Annotated in this window: 14 protein-coding genes and 1 pseudogene; 4 read left to right on the top strand and 11 right to left on the bottom strand. The window is 71.5% G+C overall.

The genetic code is table 11. From position 1 onward, the window contains the following. Positions 1-28: 28 nt before the first annotated feature. The 8 genes from ACFVYA_RS08250 to ACFVYA_RS08285 form a co-directional block, all read right to left on the bottom strand. Positions 29-1,252, bottom strand: coding sequence for a hypothetical protein (locus ACFVYA_RS08250; protein WP_387043667.1), 1,224 nt, complete (start codon positions 1,250-1,252; stop codon positions 29-31). 486 nt (positions 1,253-1,738) lie between these two features. Beyond that, positions 1,739-2,581 (bottom strand): helix-turn-helix transcriptional regulator, encoded by an 843-nt coding sequence (locus ACFVYA_RS08255; RefSeq protein WP_387043669.1) that lies wholly within the window; start codon positions 2,579-2,581, stop codon positions 1,739-1,741. A gap of 382 nt (positions 2,582-2,963) precedes the next feature. After that, the gene (locus ACFVYA_RS08260; protein ID WP_387043671.1) at positions 2,964-3,494 is read right to left on the bottom strand and encodes a hypothetical protein; all 531 of its coding nucleotides are present in this window, start codon (positions 3,492-3,494) and stop codon (positions 2,964-2,966) included. 7 nt (positions 3,495-3,501) lie between these two features. Beyond that, a complete protein-coding gene (locus tag ACFVYA_RS08265) occupies positions 3,502-7,818 on the bottom strand; it encodes a DUF6531 domain-containing protein (RefSeq protein WP_387043673.1) in 4,317 nt (1,438 codons plus the stop codon). Next, positions 7,815-8,138 (bottom strand): type VII secretion target, encoded by a 324-nt coding sequence (locus ACFVYA_RS08270; protein ID WP_387043675.1) that lies wholly within the window; start codon positions 8,136-8,138, stop codon positions 7,815-7,817. Before ACFVYA_RS08270 ends, ACFVYA_RS08265 begins: the two co-directional genes overlap by 4 nt. 13 nt (positions 8,139-8,151) lie before the next feature. Next, positions 8,152-8,700, bottom strand: a complete 549-nt coding sequence (locus ACFVYA_RS08275) for a YbaB/EbfC family nucleoid-associated protein (protein WP_387043677.1) — start codon at positions 8,698-8,700, stop codon at positions 8,152-8,154. 284 nt (positions 8,701-8,984) lie between these two features. Further along, a complete protein-coding gene (locus tag ACFVYA_RS08280; protein ID WP_387043679.1) occupies positions 8,985-9,200 on the bottom strand; it encodes a DUF397 domain-containing protein in 216 nt (71 codons plus the stop codon). A gap of 347 nt (positions 9,201-9,547) precedes the next feature. Next, a complete protein-coding gene (locus tag ACFVYA_RS08285) occupies positions 9,548-11,056 on the bottom strand; it encodes an MDR family MFS transporter (RefSeq protein WP_387043699.1) in 1,509 nt (502 codons plus the stop codon). A gap of 121 nt (positions 11,057-11,177) precedes the next feature. Here ACFVYA_RS08285 and ACFVYA_RS08290 point away from each other — a divergent pair, with 121 nt between their 5' ends. Further along, the gene (locus tag ACFVYA_RS08290; RefSeq protein ID WP_387043681.1) at positions 11,178-12,338 is read left to right on the top strand and encodes a DUF1015 family protein; all 1,161 of its coding nucleotides are present in this window, start codon (positions 11,178-11,180) and stop codon (positions 12,336-12,338) included. Here the strand turns inward: ACFVYA_RS08290 and ACFVYA_RS08295 are convergent. Both ACFVYA_RS08295 and ACFVYA_RS08300 read right to left on the bottom strand, forming a co-directional pair. After that, positions 12,335-13,257 (bottom strand): annotated as a pseudogene (locus ACFVYA_RS08295) (squalene cyclase). The gene ACFVYA_RS08290 and the pseudogene ACFVYA_RS08295 overlap by 4 nt on opposite strands. Next, positions 13,257-13,763, bottom strand: coding sequence for a DinB family protein (locus tag ACFVYA_RS08300; RefSeq protein ID WP_285991225.1), 507 nt, complete (start codon positions 13,761-13,763; stop codon positions 13,257-13,259). Before ACFVYA_RS08300 ends, ACFVYA_RS08295 begins: the two are co-directional and overlap by 1 nt. Positions 13,764-13,817: 54 nt before the next feature. Here ACFVYA_RS08300 and ACFVYA_RS08305 point away from each other — a divergent pair, with 54 nt between their 5' ends. After that, a complete protein-coding gene (locus ACFVYA_RS08305) occupies positions 13,818-14,936 on the top strand; it encodes an ATP-dependent DNA ligase (protein WP_387043683.1) in 1,119 nt (372 codons plus the stop codon). Beyond that, positions 14,933-15,937, top strand: a complete 1,005-nt coding sequence (ligD, locus tag ACFVYA_RS08310; RefSeq protein WP_387043685.1) for a non-homologous end-joining DNA ligase — start codon at positions 14,933-14,935, stop codon at positions 15,935-15,937. Before ACFVYA_RS08305 ends, ligD begins: the two co-directional genes overlap by 4 nt. On the opposite strand, the gene ACFVYA_RS08315 is transcribed toward ligD, so the two are convergent. Next, complete coding sequence (locus ACFVYA_RS08315) at positions 15,938-17,071, bottom strand: MFS transporter (protein WP_387043687.1); 1,134 nt, start codon at positions 17,069-17,071, stop codon at positions 15,938-15,940. It lies immediately after the preceding gene. A 95-nt stretch (positions 17,072-17,166) separates the two neighbouring features. On the opposite strand from ACFVYA_RS08315, the gene ACFVYA_RS08320 reads away from it, so the two are divergent. Then, on the top strand, positions 17,167-17,681 hold a 515-nt coding region (locus ACFVYA_RS08320; RefSeq protein ID WP_387043689.1), incomplete at its 3' end, for a TetR/AcrR family transcriptional regulator.

Raw genomic sequence — 17,681 nt, forward strand, 5'->3', positions numbered from 1 at the left:
AGCGCGTAGCTCCACCGGAGGGGGCCGGTCACCCGCCCGGCCGGCTTCGCGGCCGCGGGATGACCGGCCGGGACACGAGCTGGGGGAGGGGCGCGGGGGAGAGCGGAACCGCTCGCGCCGGTTCGGGGAGACCGAGCAGTTCGTACATCTCCTTCCGGAAGGCCTTCCCGGCCTCCCCGGGGCGCGAGGTCAGCAAGCCGGCGATCCGGGCGCCGAGCCCACGGCCCTGCGCGTCGGCGGCGGCGTGGAGCTGGGGGAGCAGCGGGCGCGTGGCGTCCCACCGCGGGGTGTGCTCGGCCAGGACGGCGGTCGGGCTCCCGGCCAGCAGCGGCTGAGGGCCGTGCGGAAGCCGCAGGACGGGAGTCCCGAGGCCGGCTGCGAAGGTGCCGACCGACGTGTAGTCGGCCATCACGTAGTCGGCGGCGGCGACCGCACCGCGCCAGTCGGTGTGCGGAGCCAGCACGCCGAGCCCGGCTTCGATGGCGTCCGAGAGCCAGCCGAGCACCTGGCCGACGCCGTGCTGCGAAAAGATCTGCGGGTGGAGGGAGGCGACCACCCGGAACCGATCGCGCGGCGCCGCTTCGACGATCTGCCGGAAGAGCTCCGGATTGCGGCCGAAGCCCGATCGAGGTGACCAGGTGGAGGTGACCAGCAGTATTTCCCGGTCGTCCTTGACGCCGAGGGCACGCCGGTGCTGGTCACGGTATTCCGCGGTGGCGACGAGCCGGTCGAAGGCGATGTCACCGCCGACGAAGGCGTGCGGCAGGGCCTCCGGGCAGAACCGGGCGAGAAGATCCCGTTCCCGTTCGTGCGTCAGCGCGATCCGGTCGGGGCGGACCCGGCCGTCCCGCATCAGCTGCGCGGGGTGGAGGCCGGTGACGAGCGCGGCGTCGGTGTCGGTGCGGTGGGGACGGTACTGCCCGAGCCCGCCGCCGTGGGGAACCAGGAGCAGGGGTCCCAGCACGTCGTGGATGCCGCGAGTGCTCCCGGCGAGCACCAGCCCATGGGCGACCCGCCGGATCTGCGGCATGGTCAGCAGAACCCCGCCGTCGGCACGGATAAGTTCGGCGGCATCGGGCCGATCCTCACCGTTGTCCGGCACGGCGTAGACGCGCATCAGCCGGTGGTCGGCGTCGATGAGGGGGACGAGGTCGTTGAGCCTGAGCAACGCGACCACGTGCGGGGCGAAGAAGAGGGCCTGCAGACCGAGCCGGGTGGCCCAGTGCTCTTGTGCTCCGTTTTCGTCGTTCACCGTGGCCACCCCTCCCGGCGTGAGGCGTAGCGCAGCGCGCCGGCTCGGCTGGCCAGCGCCGGTAACGGTCTGCGGTCGGCGGGGACGGCGACTTTCACGGTGCCTCCTGGAACGGAATCGGCGACATCGCCGATTCGCCGGACATGGGTCGGGCGGTCGCGGGGCGCGGGTGCGCGGGCCGGCGCCGAGGCCGGCGGTGTCGCGGACAACCCTGTCCTGGGGAGAGGCACTGGCAGGCCGGACGGCGGGTTCGTGGCCCGGTTCCCGGTCTGGGTGGCTCTGAGTCACCCGATATAGGTGAATTCACGTTCCCGGAGAGATGATCTCGGGTCTCCAACCGGACGGCGGCACCAACCCCCGGTCGGGGAGTCGTATGCTGTCGCCTTCGGCAGTAAGTCCGCGCTCGTGTCACGTGGGGCGGAGGTTATTGCCTTGCGGAAGCGGTCCCTGGTGGCAGCCGGGGGCCGCTTCTTCACGCTTGTCTCATCAGTCGTCCAGCCTTTCCAGCATGCGGTCGATCAGCTCAGGTGTTTCGTCGGCGGAATGCGCTGCCTCTTCGAGGCCGAAGAAGAGCTGGATGAACTCGGCGGCCTTGACGGCGCCGGTGACGTCGTCGAAGAACTGATCTCCGTCGGGCTGCTCCACGTCGAGGAACAAATCGTTCGACTGTTCGGACAACTGGAGGAGCTCGAAGGAGCTCTGCATCCCCCGGACCCAGCCCGCCTTGTAAGGCAGGACTTGCAGGGTCACGTTGGGTTGCAGGGCGATGTCGCGAAGGTGCTGCAGTTGCTGCCGCCACACGTCGGCGTCGGTGATGCGGCGGTGCAGCACCGATTCGTCGAGGATGAAGAAGTTCTCCAGGTCCGGGTCCGCCAGCCGCTGTTGACGATCCCGGCGCAACCTGACGTGCAGATCGGCGAGTTCCGGCTTTCCCGATGCCGTCAAAGCCAGCGAACTCGTGTAGGCCGGTATCTGGAGCAGGCCCGGGACCACCAGCAGCTGGTACTGGCGCAGGACCACGGCGGCCGACTCCAGACCGAGGAATTTCACGAACTCCGGGCTGTTGGTCCGCTTGTACTGGTCCCACCAGCCGGGTTCCCTTCCCGCCTTGGCCATCGCGACATATTTTTCGACGCGATCCCGGTCGGTGATGCCGTAGTGCAGCAGGAGGGCCTTCAGATCGGTGATGGACAGGCCGACCGTGCCGCCTTCGATGCGGATCAGCTTCGAGACGGACCAGTCGAGTGCCTCCGCGACCTCCTTTTGCGTCAACTGCAGGGCTTCTCGCGCCTCCTTCATTTCGGCCAGCACCCGCCGCTGGCTGGCCACTGGGGAGTGCGCCTTAGTCATGATCTGCTTACTCTCCTCTCAAGAGTGGCAGTCTGTCGATCTGCCACATGGCAGAACGATAGCACCCTGTGTGGTGTGTGTCACTTTGGAGGCAGGCAGCTCGCCGGTTGGACAGCGGACAGGTGGCGGTCCGGCTGGAGGCGGCGGGGTGGGCGCCGAAACTGGTGCCTGAGCGGATCGCGGGCCGATTCGGGGGTGACTGCGAAGTCCGAGCTGATCGCTGATCTGCCCGCCCGGGCGTGGCGGCGGCTGTCGGTGGGGGCCGGCGCGCATGGGCCACGCGAGTATGACCGGGCGCGGGTGCCGATCCGGATCGGCTGGGCAGCCGGGACGTGGGCGCTGGCTGTTGCCGTACTGGCCGTCAGGCCCGGTTCTTCGCGATGTTGCGGATCTTACGGGTGTGCCCGGATTCGGCGAGCAGTGCGAGGACCGGCCGCGACGTCGATTCTTCGGCCAGGAGCCGCTGCATCCAGGGGGTGACAGCGGCCAGTTCGGCCTCGGTCGGCACGGCACCGGCCTTGACCGACAGGTAGAGCAGCCAGTCGCCGACGCGGCGGCGGACGAAGGCGCGGTTGCCCTCGGCCGGGAGCCGGTCCGCCACCGGCAGGATCCCGTCCGCCCACTGCCGGAACGCGTCGGGGCTCGCCGCCTTTGCCGCGATCCGGTCGACGAGTTCGACCACCGCCGACTTGGCCGCCAGCTGGTCGGGGTCGCGCACGAGCGCGGCCACGAGCTCGCGATCGGCGTCACGGCTCTCACCGGCGGCGGCGACCGCGACGACGCGCCGGTAGGCGGCCGACCGCACGTGCTCGTCCGCGAAGGCCTCGTCGATGTCCACGTCGACGAGGCCGGCGTTCGCCAGCAAGGCGGTCAGATCGCTGCGCAAGGTCATGGTGGGTTCACGTGTCACAGGGTTTGGCCTTCGCTTCGCGCTGCGCCTTCTGCTCGCGCTCCTGCGCCTGGTTGCGCCGGCCGAGCTTCCGGACGGCCTTCCGGATCTCGTTCTTGAAGTTTTCCACCACCTGCCGCTCCACGCTGCTGAGCTCCGGCTCGTCTTCCATCGGATGGCCGTTCGGGCCGATCCGGATGTTCCGCCTGCCGTTGAAGACGTGGGCGTGCGCGGGCCAGTCGTCGTCGTACTCGTGGACGACGATCCGGACGCCGTTCTTGATGACGTCGAGCAGGGAAAGCCCGAGCGGGTCGAGCCACACGAACGGGTTCGGCACGTAGCTGTGCGGCGCGTACCCGCCGGCCAGGCCGATCGGGTCGGCACTGAGGTACCGGGCGGATTCCGGGTCGTAGTACCGGAAGTAGTTGTAGCTGAGCCCGGATTCCGGATCGGCGTACTGGCCGGGGAACCGCAGCGGGGTCGACGCGCCGCCACCGTGGGCGACCGGCCGTCCCCACACCGTGGTCTGGGAGAACCATGCCACGTTCCCGTGCTCGTCCAGCAGTTCGGTCGGGGTGCCGACCAGGTCGGTGACGATCGCGTAGAACTTCTCGTCGGTGCTCCGCTGGTCGTCTTCCGTGCGCTCCACCTGGACGAGCGGCCGGTGGGACGCGGGGTCGTAGTCCCAGGTCACCGATCGCCGGTGGGTGAGCTGCTCGGCCAGCGTCGTCTCGTCCCAGACGAAGTCGACCCGCTCCACGACCTGGCCGCGGGCGTGCCGCTCCTTCGCGATCCGCCGGCCGAGCGCGTCGTAGCGGTAACGCCATTCGCTGCCGTCCGGGGTGCTCAGGCCGACCAGCTGGTCGGCGGCGTTCCAGGAGTACTGCCAGACGTCGGTGCCGTGGTGCTTGCGGACGACCCGGCCCTGGGGGTCGTACTCGTACCGGAGGGCGCCCGCCTCGTGCAGCAGGGTTCCGGTGTAGCGCCACGGCGGGTCCGGTGCCTCGCCCTGCCGCGCCGCGCCGGCCAGGTTGCCGGCCACGTCGTACCGGTAGTGCTCGGACCACCGCCGGCCGTGCACCTGCTCGATCCGGCCGGACGCGTCGAGATCGAACCGGCGGGGCCCGGCGAGCCGGTCGGTGACGGCGGTGAGGTTGCCGTCCGGGCGGTAGCGGAAAGTGCGGTGCTGCACCGGTTCTTTCCCGCCCCCGCCCAGCACGGTCTGGCTGAGCAGCTGATCGTTCGGGCTCCAGGCCTGGGCGAGGCGCAGCCCGGCCGGGCTCGTCCGCGCGGTCTCCCGGCCCGCGGCGTCGTAGCCGAACGCCAGCGTCCGGCTGCCGCTGTGGAGGGTGACCGCCGAGCCGGCGGCGTCGAACTCCCACGCCGACACCGTGCCGCCCGGCGTCCGCCGCCGGACGCGCCGGCCGAGCAGGTCGTATTCCGACGTGACCGTCCGGCCGTTCACGCTCTCGGCCACCACCCGGCCGAGCGCGTCCCGCGTCAGCGTGATGGCCGAGTCGCGGCTCGACGCGGAGACGAGCCGTCCGGCGGCGTCGTAGGAGAAGCTCATCGTGTCCGCCGGGGACTGCGTCGAAACCACGCGGCCGGCCAGGTCGCGGTGGTAGGTGGTGGTCTCCCCGGCGCCGTTGGTCCGGCTGACGAGCCGGCCGGCCGCGTCCCGTTGGTAGCTGGTCACGCGGCCGTTGAAGTCGGTTTCGCGCGCCAGGAAGCCGGCCGCGTCGTACTCGTACCGCCACACCAGACCCTGCGCGTTGGTGACCGTGGTCAGGTTCAGTTCCGTGTCGTAGCCGAACTCGACGCGGCTGCCGTCGGCGTTGACCTGGGCCACGGGCAGGGCGAAGTGGGTCGTGGCGATCGACAGCAGCGGACGGCCGCCGACGGAGTACTCGGCGAAGTTGCCTTCCGGGTCGTGCCGCCACCGTTCGACCGTCCCGTCCGGACGCGTCCTGGTCAGCGGCTTGCCCTCCACCGTCCAGGTCGTCCTGGTCGTGTTGCCGAGCGGGTCGGTCTCTTCGGTGATCCGGCCGAGCTCGTCCCGGCGGAGCCGCGTCGCGTGGCCGAGCGGGTTGACCACCGCGGTGGGCAGGCCGAGGGCGTCCGTCTCGACCCGGCGCACGTTGCCCAGGGCGTCGGTTTCGCCGCGGCGGTGACCGCGGTCGTCGTATTCGTAGCGGGTGACAGCGCCGGCCGGATCGGTTTCCTCGACGACGTTGCCGCGTTCGTCGCGCCGGTAGCTCCAGCGCGCGCCGTCGGGGTCGATGATCGCGACGGTCGAGCCGAGTTCGTCCTCGATCCTGGTGGTGCTCGTGCCGTCCGGGTGGACGACGAGCGTGGGCTCCCCGGTCCGGCCGTACTCGTACCGCGTGGTGCGGCCCAGCGGATCGGTTTCCGCGGTGACCCGGCCGTAGGCGTCGCGTCGGTACCGGGTGGTCGCGCCGAGCGGATCGACTTCGCGGACCAGCTGCCACCCGTCGTCGAAGTGGTACGTGGTCACCGCGCCGAGCGAATTGCGGTAGGTGGTGACCCGGTTCCGCTCGTCGTACTCGATGGCGCAGGCGAGCGCGCCGCCGCTGCCGTCGGTCCGGACCACCCGGCCCGCGTGGTCGTAGTGGTAGGAGTACCAGTGGCCGTTCCGGTCGAGCCAGCGCGTGACTCGGGCGTCGCCGTCGTACTCGAAGCGCATGGCCCGGCCGGAGGAGTTGGCGACGGCGGTCAGCCGGCCGGCGTCGTCGTACTCGTAGCCGGCGAGGAGGATGTCGCCGCCGGACGCGCGCTTCAGGCGCAGGCCCGTGATCCGGCCGTCCACCGAGGCGACGGCGACGTGGTAGCCGCCGGAATGGTCGATGGCCGTCGGCGTGCCGGCCGCGTCCCGGAGAACGGCGACGCGGTTGCCGTTGCGGTCGGCGATCGCGGAGAGCAGTCCGCGCGCGGCCGGCCCGGTTCCCGCCGGAGCCGCGAAGTGGCGGATCTGCCCGTCGTCCGGGCTGGTGACGGTGAACTCCCCGGTCTCGGTCACGCGCAACGGCCAGCGGGCGCCGTGCGAAGGGAGCACCGGGGTGCCGTCGGCCGCGGGCAGCGGATAGGTCAACCGGACGCCGTCCGCCCCGACGTAGCAGACGCCGTCGGCGTCGACCTCGATCCGCTGGTCCACTGTCGACGCCCACGACCGGCCGAACGACCGGCCGAGGCGGTATGTCGAGATGTGGGTCCGGCGCAGCACCAGGGGAAGCACGCCGGGCAGATCGACGTCTGTCTGCGACATCAGCATCTCGCCCGTGGCGAGGTCGACCGGGTCGCCGCCGGTGCACTTCTCTTCGTTGGGACGGCCGTCCTTGGCCGGGTCGGTGTTCTCGCGGGCGTCGGGTCCCTGCGGTTCGCTCGTCCGGTCGCCGGAGGGGGTGGTGCCGTCGTCGCCGGCTTCGGTCGGGTGGGTGTCCTCGCCGGCGGGGGTCCGCGGTTCCTCCCCGCCCGGCTTGCCGTGGGGTTCCTCGGCGGCCGAGGACACGTGAGTGGAGCCCTCACCGTCGAGGTGGGGTTCGGCTTCGCCGGGACGGCCGTGCAGCTCGGCCATGATCTTCTTGACGGCGGCGAAGATCTCTTCCAGCTTGCTCATCAGCGGCCGCAGCTTCTCGACCGAGTTGATGAGTTTCTTGATGGCCGCGCCGATCTTCTCCATCCACGCCGAGACCTGCTCGACCACCTGCGCCACCACGACCGGCGTGCCCAGTCCGAGCGAGCAGACTTCCTCCAGCGCGTCCTGGATGAAGTCGCCGATGGCCTGGGTGACCATGTCCCGGACCAGGCCGCGCACCACGCCGGTGAGCACTCCGACGATCTCGACCACGGTGCTGATCGCGTTGGCGCAGGTGGCCGCCGCGGTGATGTGGTCGAGCTTCTTCTTGATGCCGGCGCGGTAGGAGTCCGCCGCCGCGCCCGCCCAGTTCGCCGTGTCCTGCTGCACCGTCGCGGCCAGGTCCTGAGCAGCCTTGCCCACCGCCGCGCCGACGTTCTTCCAGGTCTGCGCGTACGCGGCGATCTGGTCGGCGTCCCCGGCCAGGTGGTTCAGCGCGTCCTGCAGTGGCTTCACGTGCTCGATCAGCCAGTTCAGCCCGTAGGAGATCAGCGTGCCGACGGGGTTCATCGCCATCGTCAGCAGGTCCATCCCGGCACCGATGGCCGCGATCCCGCCTTCGATCCAGTTCCCCGACGAAATCCCTTCGTAGGCGCCGACAGCGTCGTCCACGACGCTGATGCCGGTGTGCCAGGTCGTGGAGTCCTGCTTCTGCGCGACCAGCGGGTTGCTCACGACAGCCCCTTGCCGAGGTCGGTCAGGGTCTTCGCGTGTGCCTGCTCGGCGGTCCGGTACTTCTCCGCGGCCTGGTCCACGGCCTCGGACACCGAGCCCATCGCCTCCTTGGCCGCGCCGAGCGCGAGCAGCCCGGGTGCGCTCACCGTGAGCACCATCGGCACGAAGAGCGGACCGCAGATCAAGCCGTAGGCTTCGACGCCCATGGTCACCTGCTCGGCCGCGGACAGTGCCTGCCCCAGCGTCCGGGAGACCTGATCCACGGCTTTCGCGTGCTTCGCCAGTTCGTCCGGGTGGACCTGGTAGCCCTCGCCTGTCACCGTGCCCCCTCGATCACTCGCGCACCATGAACGATCCGCCGAAGTCTTCGCCGCCGCCGCCGCCGCCGCCGTCGTCGTCCGGCGGGCGGCGGACCGGGGGCGGTGGCTTCGGTTCGGCCGGGGTCTCCTCGATCGCGCCGAGGCGCCGTACGTTTTCCGCTGCCGGTTCCGGTTCCTCCGGTTCCGGTTCCGGGAATTTCGCCCGGTAATTGCCCACGATCGTGTCCACCGTCTGCTGGTCATCCCCGATCGTGCCCGCCATGACTTCGGCCAGCCGGTCCGGCAACCGCGACTGGGCGCGGCGCAAGGTGGTCAGCACGGCGGTGGCCACCTGCGTGCCGGACAGTTCCCGGACCCGGTCGGTGATCTGCAGATCGGTCACGTTCCCGGCGGAATCCACGGTCACGGTGACCATGCCGTCCCGGCCCGACTCGGTCACCGACACCTGGCCGACCGCCGCCTGCATGGCCTGGTAGCGCTGCGCCTTCTCCTTCGCCTGCGCCACCCACCGATCCACCTGCGCGGCCGGATCGCCCGTCGCGTCCGAAAACGGACCACTCATCGCCGCCCCCCTGTTCGCTCCGGTCGTTCGACGCGACGAGCAAACCACTGGGTTCCGCCCGCGTGGCCCGGACGGCGTGAATTACCCCGAACAGGGCAAGCGATTTTTCCCGGAACGACGGAATGTCTGGTTTCCCGTTCCCCGAGCCACTCCATGCGGGACCGGCGGAGTCCTGGAGGTGACCGACGTCGGCTGGTTGGTGTCGCTGTAGCGGGCGGTGCCGCCGGGTTGGCGGTGGCGAGGTTCCGGCGCCGTCGTTGCCAGCGGATCAACGACGCAGGATGCTAGTGGTGCCTGGTCAGGAAGGCTCGCCACGTGCTGTGCGTGAGCGGCAGGTGGACGCCGGGGTCTTTCGAGTCTCGCACCAGGACGCTGTCGGATGTCGCGGCCACTTCGACGCAGTCGTTCGTGTTGCCACCACTGTTGCTGGCCGAACTCTTGACCCACACCAGGCATCGGGTGCCGGTTTCGGTGGGTTGCTGCCCGAACGGCTCGGCCACGTGCGTCCCCCGGTTCTCGAAAGGCGCGTACCGGCCAGCCGGGCGGCGTTGGGCCGGAGCATCGCGTGAAAGTGTTCGGAGCCTGACTGCGGAACGTGACGGTTCGACACCGCCGAGACAAGGATAGCTCATGGTCCACAGGTTTGTTGTGGAGCGGTTCCGGGTCAAATCCCTGACATTTCCGGGACATCGCCGATCGCCTGCACATGCACAATTCCGTGCAGACGAACGTTCGTCGCGGATCGCCTGGAGTGCGGGTGGATGACTTGGTGTGCCTGGGAATCCGAAGCCGGCGTGGGCCATAACCACGAATTCCGGGCCGACTGAGAACGCCGCCGAAAGGCGGTCTAGAACTCCAGCTGCTCCGTCTTCCGCGGCATCAGCAACAACGCGCCCACCGACAGGACGGCCACCGCCAACAAGCCCAGAAACACGTAGTGCGTGGCATCCGCCAATGCGCCGCGCACGAACACCGCGGCCGGTGAATCGTCCGCGTGGCCACCCAGCACCAGGCTCGTCGCGTCGACCGATGGCGGCAGCTGACCCACCCCCGCCGGCGGGTTCGCGAACCGGGACGCCAGCGTCGCGTTGGCGATCGCCCCGAACGCCGCCGCTCCCACCGCGCTGCCCAGCGACCGGCTGAACAGGTTGGTCGCCGTCACCACTCCGCGGCGGTCCCAGCCCACCACCGACTGGATCGCCACCAACGTCGGGCTCGCCGCCAGCCCCAGGCCCACCCCGAGGACGAACGCCGCGAACGCCGCCGCCCACAGTGACGAACCCGCGCCCAGCAGCGCCACCAGCACGCCGCCGGCGATGATGAACACGCTGCCGATCAGCGCCGTGTCGCGGAAGCCGATGCGCAGGTAGATCTTGCCCGCCAGGGACGCCGAAATCGGCCAGCCCACCGTCAACGCCGCCACGGCGAACCCCGCCACCAGCGCGCCCGCGCCGAGCACACCCTGCGCGTACGTCGGCAGGTACGACGTCAGGCCCATCAGGACCGCGCCGACCACCACCGCCACCAGGTTGCCGCCCACCAGGACCCGCCGGGTGAACACCCACAGCGGCAGCACCGGCTCGGCCGCGCGCTTCTCCGCCAGCACGAACGCCACCAGCAGCAGCGCGCCCGCGACGAAAGTCCCCACGCTCGGCAGCGACCCCCATGCCCACGCGACGCCGCCTTCGAGCAGGCCGAGGATGATCAGGGAACAGCCGACGGTGAGCAGGGTCGCGCCCAGGTAGTCGACCTTGTGCGGCTTGCGTTCCACGCGCTCGGCGAAGCCGCGGAACAGCATCAGCGCCGCGATCGCGCCCAGCGGCAGGTTGACGAAGAAGATCCAGCGCCAGTCCAGGTACTCGGCGAACACGCCGCCGAGCGTCGGGCCGACCACCGAAGCCACGCCCCAGACGCTGGCCACGTAGCCCTGCACCCGCGCGCGTTCCTCCACCGTGTACAGGTCGCCGATGATCGTCATCGACATCGGCTGGATCGCCCCCGCGCCGATGCCCTGGACCGCCCGGGCGGCGATCAGCACCGGCATGCTCCACGCCGCACCGCAGAGCACCGAGCCGACCAGGAACGCCGCGATCCCGAAGAACATCACCGGCCGGCGGCCGAGCACGTCGGCGAACTTGCCGTACAGCGGCACCGTCACGGCCTGGGTGAGCAGGTAGATCGAGAACAGCCACGGGAACTGCGCGAACCCGCCGAGGTCGCGCACCACCGACGGGACGGCGGTCGCGATGATCGTGCTGTCCAGCGCGACCAGCGCCGTGCTGAGCATGACCGCGATCAGCACCGGGCCGCGTTCGGACCGGAAGCCGACCCCCCTCGTGGCGGCGGGTGTCGTCATCGGCGGGGTGCTCCTCGGGACGGTCATGACCGGAGTCAACTGCTTTGCAGTCCTAAGCATTCCATCCCGGTGGCACCGGCCCCAGCGAATTTCCCGGCGCCCGTGGCGCAAGATGGACAGGATGAGCGACTGGATCCGGCCGATCGGGCGGGGCTGGGTGGTCCGCGACGCGGTCCCCGGCCCCGACGTCGACGAGTTCGCCGAGCCCGAGCGCGTGATCGAGGCGCTGGCCGCGCCCGGTGCCGCCGACAGCCTGCTGGCCGTGCAGCACCCCGCCCGCACGCCCGCGGCGCTGGCCCGCGGGCTCGGCCTGACCGCCGCGGTCCCCATCGCCCGCGCCGTGCTCGAACGGCTCCGCAAGCGGTCCTACCGGCCGGTCCGCGACGTCGTCGCGCCCTACCGGATCGAAGGGCCGGACGGGGTGGCGCTCGGCCTGCTCTGCCTGGTCGACCCGGCGGCGGTGACCGACGACGGCGCCGCGCGCGTCCGCCACACCGAGGACGTCTACCCCGACGTCGTCGCCGAACGGGCCGCGGTGCTCGCCGGGCTGGGCTGCGCGACCAGCGCGGCGCTGCTCGTCCCGGGCGGCGGCGGCGCGGAGCTGACCGAGCAGGTCGAACAGGCCTGCGCCGGCCTCGGCCTGCCCGATCTGTCCACTTCGGACGCGGCGGGGCGGCGGCACGACCTGTGGGTGGTGCCCGAAGGGCCGCTGCAGAGCCGGCTGCTGGCCGTGGTCGCCGGCACGGACCTGCTGGTCGCCGACGGCAACCACCGCGTGGCCGCCGCGGCGGCGGCCGGCCACGGCGCGCTGCTCGCCCTGGTCACCGCGGGACCGGCGCTGGAGATCGGCGCGATCCACCGCGTCCTCACCGGCACCGGTTTCGGCCCCGAAGACCTGGTGTCCCGCTGGTGCGAGGCCGGCCTGGACGTCCGCTACGACGAGCACGCCGTGCCGGTCACCGGCGAGGTCGTGGTGCGCGCCGGGGCGGCCGTGCTGCGGATCCCGCTCCCGGCCGTGGACGGACCCGGGCCCGTGATCGACCACGAGATCGTCGAGCAGGTCCTGTTCGCCCGCGCGCTCGGCGTCGATCCCGACGGGCCGTGCGTCCGCCCGCTCCCGGCCGGCCGGCCGCTGCCACCGGACGCGGACGCGGTGGTGCTGCTGGCCCCGGTGAGCTACGCCGACGTCCTCGCGGTGCACGCGGCCGGCCGCCGGATGCCGCGGAAGGCCACGTACTTCACGCCGAAGCCGCGCAGCGGGCTCGTGCTGGCAGAGCTTTAGCAGGCGTCCCACCAGTTCAGGACCCGGGTGGCGAACAGCGTCAGCCACTTCGACGGCTGCCCGGCCGGGACGTCCACCGCGAACCACACCCGGCCGGAATCGGTCCGCTGCTGCAGCCACGTCCCGTCGGCCTGCCGGGCCGCGCGGACCAGGGCGATCGCCTCGGCCAGCCGCTCGTCAGGTCGGCCCGCGTCGCGGAAGTAGGACGCCGCGTTGAGCACGTCGTAGCGCCAGCGGAAGGGGTAGCCGAACTCCGTCACCCACGGTCCGATCGGCTCACCCGTGGACAGCGGCGGAAGAGCCTGCGCTCCAGCAGGTATTCCTCGCCCGCGAGGCGTGCCGCCCGCGACGCCGGAGTCCCGCCCGTCGCGGTTTCGAACGCGAGCAGGCCTTTGAGCGCGTTGAGCGTCGAGTGGACGGACGAGCGCGTCGATCCTTCGACCCACGCGCAGTTCCAGCCGCCATCGGGCATCCGGTGCTCGACGAACCACTGGGCGATCCCGGCGACGTCCGCGCCGAGCCACACCCCGTTGGCGAGGGTCCAGGCGTTGATGCAGCAGTCGACTTCACCGCCCCAGTACGGCAGGTCGTCGTACTCCCAGCGGCAGTGCCGGTCGAGCAGTTCGGCCGTGCCGCGCAGGACGGCGGCGTCGAGGCCCCATTCCCGGAGGGCGTTCAACGTCCACGTCGTCGCCGTCCACGGCTGGTCCTCGTCGCCGTGGTGGCCGGCGGGGAAGAACGCGCCGCCCGCCCAACGGCCGTCGGGGTCCTGCGCCGCCAGCAGGCGGGCACCGAAGCCCTCCGACGCGATCCGCGCCCGCGTCGCTTCCCAGACCGCCGGTGGCTCGCCCGCCAGGTCGCGCTCCACCTGCCAGCGCAGGGCCGGGTCGGTGTCACGCAGCCGGGCGAGCAGCTCCATCAGGCTCCCGTGACGCCGTCGATGGCCTCCCGCAGGAAGTCCGCGTGGCCGTTGTGCCGGGCGTACTCGTGGATCATGTGCAGCATCACCAGCCGCAGCGATACGTCCTCGCCCCAGCGTGGCTGGTGGCCGGTGACGTCCAGCGACTCGGCCGCTTCTTCGATCTTGCGCGATTGTTCGACCTCGGCCTGCCACACATCGAAGGCTTCGGAGCGCGTCGAGGAACTCGCGTCGTAAGCGGCCTGGTAATCGCCCTCGTCCGACCACACCAGCGGGATGTCCTCGGCGTTGATCACCCGCCGGAACCAGGTGCGCTCGACCTCGGCCATGTGCCGGACCAGGCCGAGCAGCGACAGCGTCGACGGCGGGCTCGACGCCCGGCGGAGGTCCTCGTCGGACAGTCCGTCGCACTTCATCGCGAGGGTGGCGCGGTGGAAGTCGAGGAAGGTGCGGAGCATTTCGCGCTCGCCCCCGGTCAGGGGCGGTGCTGGGCGTTCGGTGGTCACGAAGGAGTGTGTATCACGCCGGGAAGTGTCGTACCCGTGATTTAAGCTCGCGCGGTGGACTTGCCCGTGATGCCGCCCGTGCGGCCGATGCTCGCGAAAGCCGTGCACGAGGTGCCTCGTGACGCGGGGCTGCTGTACGAGCCCAAGTGGGACGGCTTCCGCTGCGTCGTGTTCCGCGACGGCGACGAAATCGAGCTCGGCTCCCGCAACGACCGCCCGCTCACCCGCTACTTCCCGGAGCTGGTGGAGCTGCTGGCCGCCGCGCTGCCGCCCCGCTGCGTCGTGGACGGCGAGATCGTGCTGGTCACGCCGGCCGGGCTCGACTTCGAGGTGCTGCAGCTGCGGCTGCACCCGGCGGCTTCGCGCGTGCGCAAGCTCGCCGAGGAGACGCCGGCCAGCTTCATCGCCTTCGACCTGCTCGCCCTGGGCGACACCGACCTCACCGAGCAGCCGTTCCGCGAGCGGCGCAAGCAGCTCGAAAGCGTGCTCGCCACGAACGCCGAAGGGCTGCAGCGCGTCCACCTGACCCCGCTGAGCGACGATCCGGCGCAGGCGGAGGACTGGTTCACCCGGTTTGAAGGCGCGGGCTTCGACGGCGTCATGGCCAAGCCCGGCGACCTGCCGTACGAGCAGGACAAGCGCGTCATGCTGAAGGTCAAGCACGAGCGCACGGCCGACTGCGTCGTCACCGGCTTCCGCTGGCACAAGGACGGCGTCGGCGTCGGCTCGCTGCTGCTCGGGCTGTTCGACGACGAGGGCGTCCTGCACCACGTCGGGGTGGCCAGCAGTTTCACCAAGGCCCGGCGGGCCGAGCTGGTCGAAGAGCTGGCGCCGCTGCGTGAGAACGCGCTCGAGAACCACCCGTGGCGGTCCTGGGCCGAGTCTCGTGCCGCCTCCGCGGGGGAGAGCACGTCGGCGGGGTACGAGCCCGAGCCGGGGCGGCAACCCGGCGCGAACAGCCGGTGGGCCCCGCAAAAGGACCTCTCGTGGGAGCCGCTGCGGCCGGAGTGGGTGGCGGAGGTCCGCTACGAGCACCTGCAGGGCGGCCGGTTCCGGCACGGCGGGCGGCTGGTCCGCTTCCGGCCCGACCGCACGCCGGAGTCCTGCACGTACGCCCAGCTCGACGAGGCACCACCTGCCGAGCTCGCGAAGCTGTTCGGGGAGGCGCGATGAGCGCGGCGGTCCTGCTGGACGTCGACGGCGTCGAGGTCAAGATCAGCAGCCCGGACAAGGTCTACTTCCCGGAACGCGGCGAGACGAAGCTCGACCTCGTCGAGTACTACCGGGCGGTGTCCGGGCCGTTGCTGGCCCGGCTCGGCGGGCGTCCGCTGCTGCTGGAGCGCTACCCGGACGGCGCCGGCGGCAAGAACTGGTTCCAGAAGCGCGTCCCCCAGGGCGCGCCGCCGTGGCTGACCACCACGGTCGTCTCGACGCCGAACGGCACGACCAGTGACGCGCTGGTGGCCAAGGACCTCGCCCACATCCTCTGGGCGGTGAACCTCGGCTGCCTCGGCTTCCACGTCTGGCCCTACCTCGCCGACACGCCCGAGGTCACCGACGAACTGCGCGTCGACCTCGATCCGTCGCCCGGCATCGGCTTCGACGAGCTGCGCGAAGCCGCGGTGCTGACCCGGGAATTCCTGGCCGAGCACGGCATCGAGGGCCACCTGAAGACGTCGGGTTCGCGCGGGCTGCACCTGTACGTGATGCTCGAGCCGCGCTGGGACGGTTTCCAGGTGCGGGCGGCCGCGGTCGCGCTGGCGCGGGCTCTCGAACGCCGGCACCCGGAGAAGATCACCGCGCAGTGGTGGAAGGAAGAACGCGGCACGCGGGTGTTCGTCGACTTCAACCAGAACGCCCCGCACAAGACCGTGTTCGGCACCTGGTGCGTGCGGCCGCGGGTCGGCGGCCAGGTGTCCACCCCGATCGGCTGGGACGAGCTGGACACCGTCGAACCCGGCGCGCTGACGCTGAGCACGGTGCCCGCGCGCGTGGCCGAGCGCGGTGATCCGTGGGCCGGCGCGGGGGAGCGGCCGCAGTCGATCGAGCCGCTGCTGGCGATGTCCGAACGCGACATGGCGGACGGGCTGATGGACGCGCCGTGGCCGCCGGTGTACCCGAAGATGCCCAACGAGCCACCGCGGCTGGCGCCGAGCCGCGCGAAGAAGGCGTGATCACGGCGGCGCGAGGCGCCGGTGGAGCTGGCTCCACGCGGTGAGCGCCACCAGGGCGGTCAGCCCGAACACCGCCGCGGACCCGAGGCCCGCGGCCGCCGCGCCGGCCAGCGGTGAGGCGACGGTCTGGCCGACGCCGAGCCCGGCGAACGACCACGTGATGCCGCGGGCAGGCCGCGCCGGGAACAGGCGGGCCGCCCAGAGGATGCACAGCCCGGTCAGCGCCATGTAGGTGCTGCCGAACAGCGCGCCGGAAAGCAGGGCGACGGGCACGCCCGGGTCCGGCAGCGCGAGGAGCGCGATGCCCGTCGCCGCCAGTGTCCACGTCACGAGGTTGACCGTTCGCAGGCCCACGCGCCCGGCGGCCCGGCCCGCCAGGCCGCCGAGCAGCCCGGCCACGCCGATCGCGGCCCAGCACCAGGTCGCGGCCACCGGGCTCAGCCCGGCTTCGGCGAGCCGGGAGCTGGAAAACGTCCAGTACGGCGCGCTCGTCACGCCGATGAGGACGGAGTTGACGACGAGCGGGACCATGCCGTCGACGGGACCGGAGGCCGCCGGGGCGTCGGCGGGCCCGGGTGACCGCGGCAACGTCCGCCACGCGATCACCGTCACAGCCACGCCGAGGGCGGCGAACGCCGACCAGATCACCGGCCAGCCGAACCCGAGCAGGGGAGTGAACGCCGACGCGGCCAGACCCAGACCGGTTCCGGTGTTGGCCCAGGTCTGCGCCCGGTCGCGGGTGCGCGCCCCGGCCGTCTCGCCGATCAGCTGGGCGACACCCGGCGAGACGAGGCCCGCGCCGGCCCCCGCGACGGCGATCCCGGCGCCGAACACCGCGACGTGCGGTGCGAGGGCCATGAGGCCGAGCCCGAGCGTCGCCGCCGCCGCGGCCAGCAGCACGGTGCCGCGCGCCGACCGCGCGGACGTTCCCGGGGCGAGCAGCAACCCGAGGCCGTACCCCGCGGTGGACAGGCCGCCGAGCACGCCGACGCCGACCGTCGTGAGCCCGAACGTCTCGCTGAACCGCGGCACGAACGGCCCGAACGCGTAGCGCGCGAAGCCGTAGCAGAGGGCGATCACGACCGCCCCGAGCGCGGCCGTGGACCCCCAGCTGTCGGTCTTCGTCTGCGTCACCACTCCATCCACCAAACAGACAGGTCTGTCTGGTGTCAAGTGATGGTAGGATCACCGCAGGTAAAGACCGATACCGATCTGTTCGGAGGACCGCGGTGGCACGGACCCGTCCCGGTGATGCGGGCGCGAAGGTGCTCAAGGCCGCGTCGACGCTGTTCTACCGCGACGGCATCCACGCCGTCGGGGTCGACACGGTGGCGGCCGAAGCCGGGGTGACGAAGGCGGCCCTCTACGGCAACTTCGGGTCCAAGAGCGGACTCGTCGTCGCCTACCTGCGGGAGCGCGACCGGCGGTGGCAGGAAGAGGTCGACCGGATCACCGCCGCGCACGCCGATCCGCGGGAGCGGGTGCTGGCGGTGTTCGACGCCTACGAGGCCTGGTTGGCGCGCGACGGCTACCGCGGCTGCGCCTTCCTGAACGCGACTTCGGAGTTCCCCGACCCCGCCGACCCGGTCCGCGAAGTGGTCCGCCACCACAAGACCGCGTTGCACGGCTACCTGCGGGCGCAGCTCCGGCGCGCCGACCCGGAGCGCGCCGACGGCCTGGCCGACGAGCTGATGCTCCTGCTGGTGGGGGCCGCGGTCACGTCGGTGGTCGCCGAGGGCCCGCA

The sequence above is a fragment of the Amycolatopsis sp. NPDC058278 genome, assembly GCF_042881395.1.
In the GTDB taxonomy this organism is placed as follows: Bacteria; Actinomycetota; Actinomycetes; order Mycobacteriales; family Pseudonocardiaceae; genus Amycolatopsis.

Bases quoted from the DNA above. Each gene is read 5' to 3' on its own strand.
- ACFVYA_RS08260 (WP_387043671.1), bottom strand. From the start codon at position 3,494: ATGACCTTGCGCAGCGATCTGACCGCCTTGCTGGCGAACGCCGGCCTC.
- ACFVYA_RS08275 (WP_387043677.1), bottom strand. From the start codon at position 8,700: ATGAGTGGTCCGTTTTCGGACGCGACGGGCGATCCGGCCGCGCAGGTG.
- ACFVYA_RS08285 (WP_387043699.1), bottom strand. From the start codon at position 11,056: ATGACGACACCCGCCGCCACGAGGGGGGTCGGCTTCCGGTCCGAACGC.
- ACFVYA_RS08290 (WP_387043681.1), top strand. From the start codon at position 11,178: ATGAGCGACTGGATCCGGCCGATCGGGCGGGGCTGGGTGGTCCGCGAC.
- ligD (WP_387043685.1), top strand. From the start codon at position 14,933: ATGAGCGCGGCGGTCCTGCTGGACGTCGACGGCGTCGAGGTCAAGATC.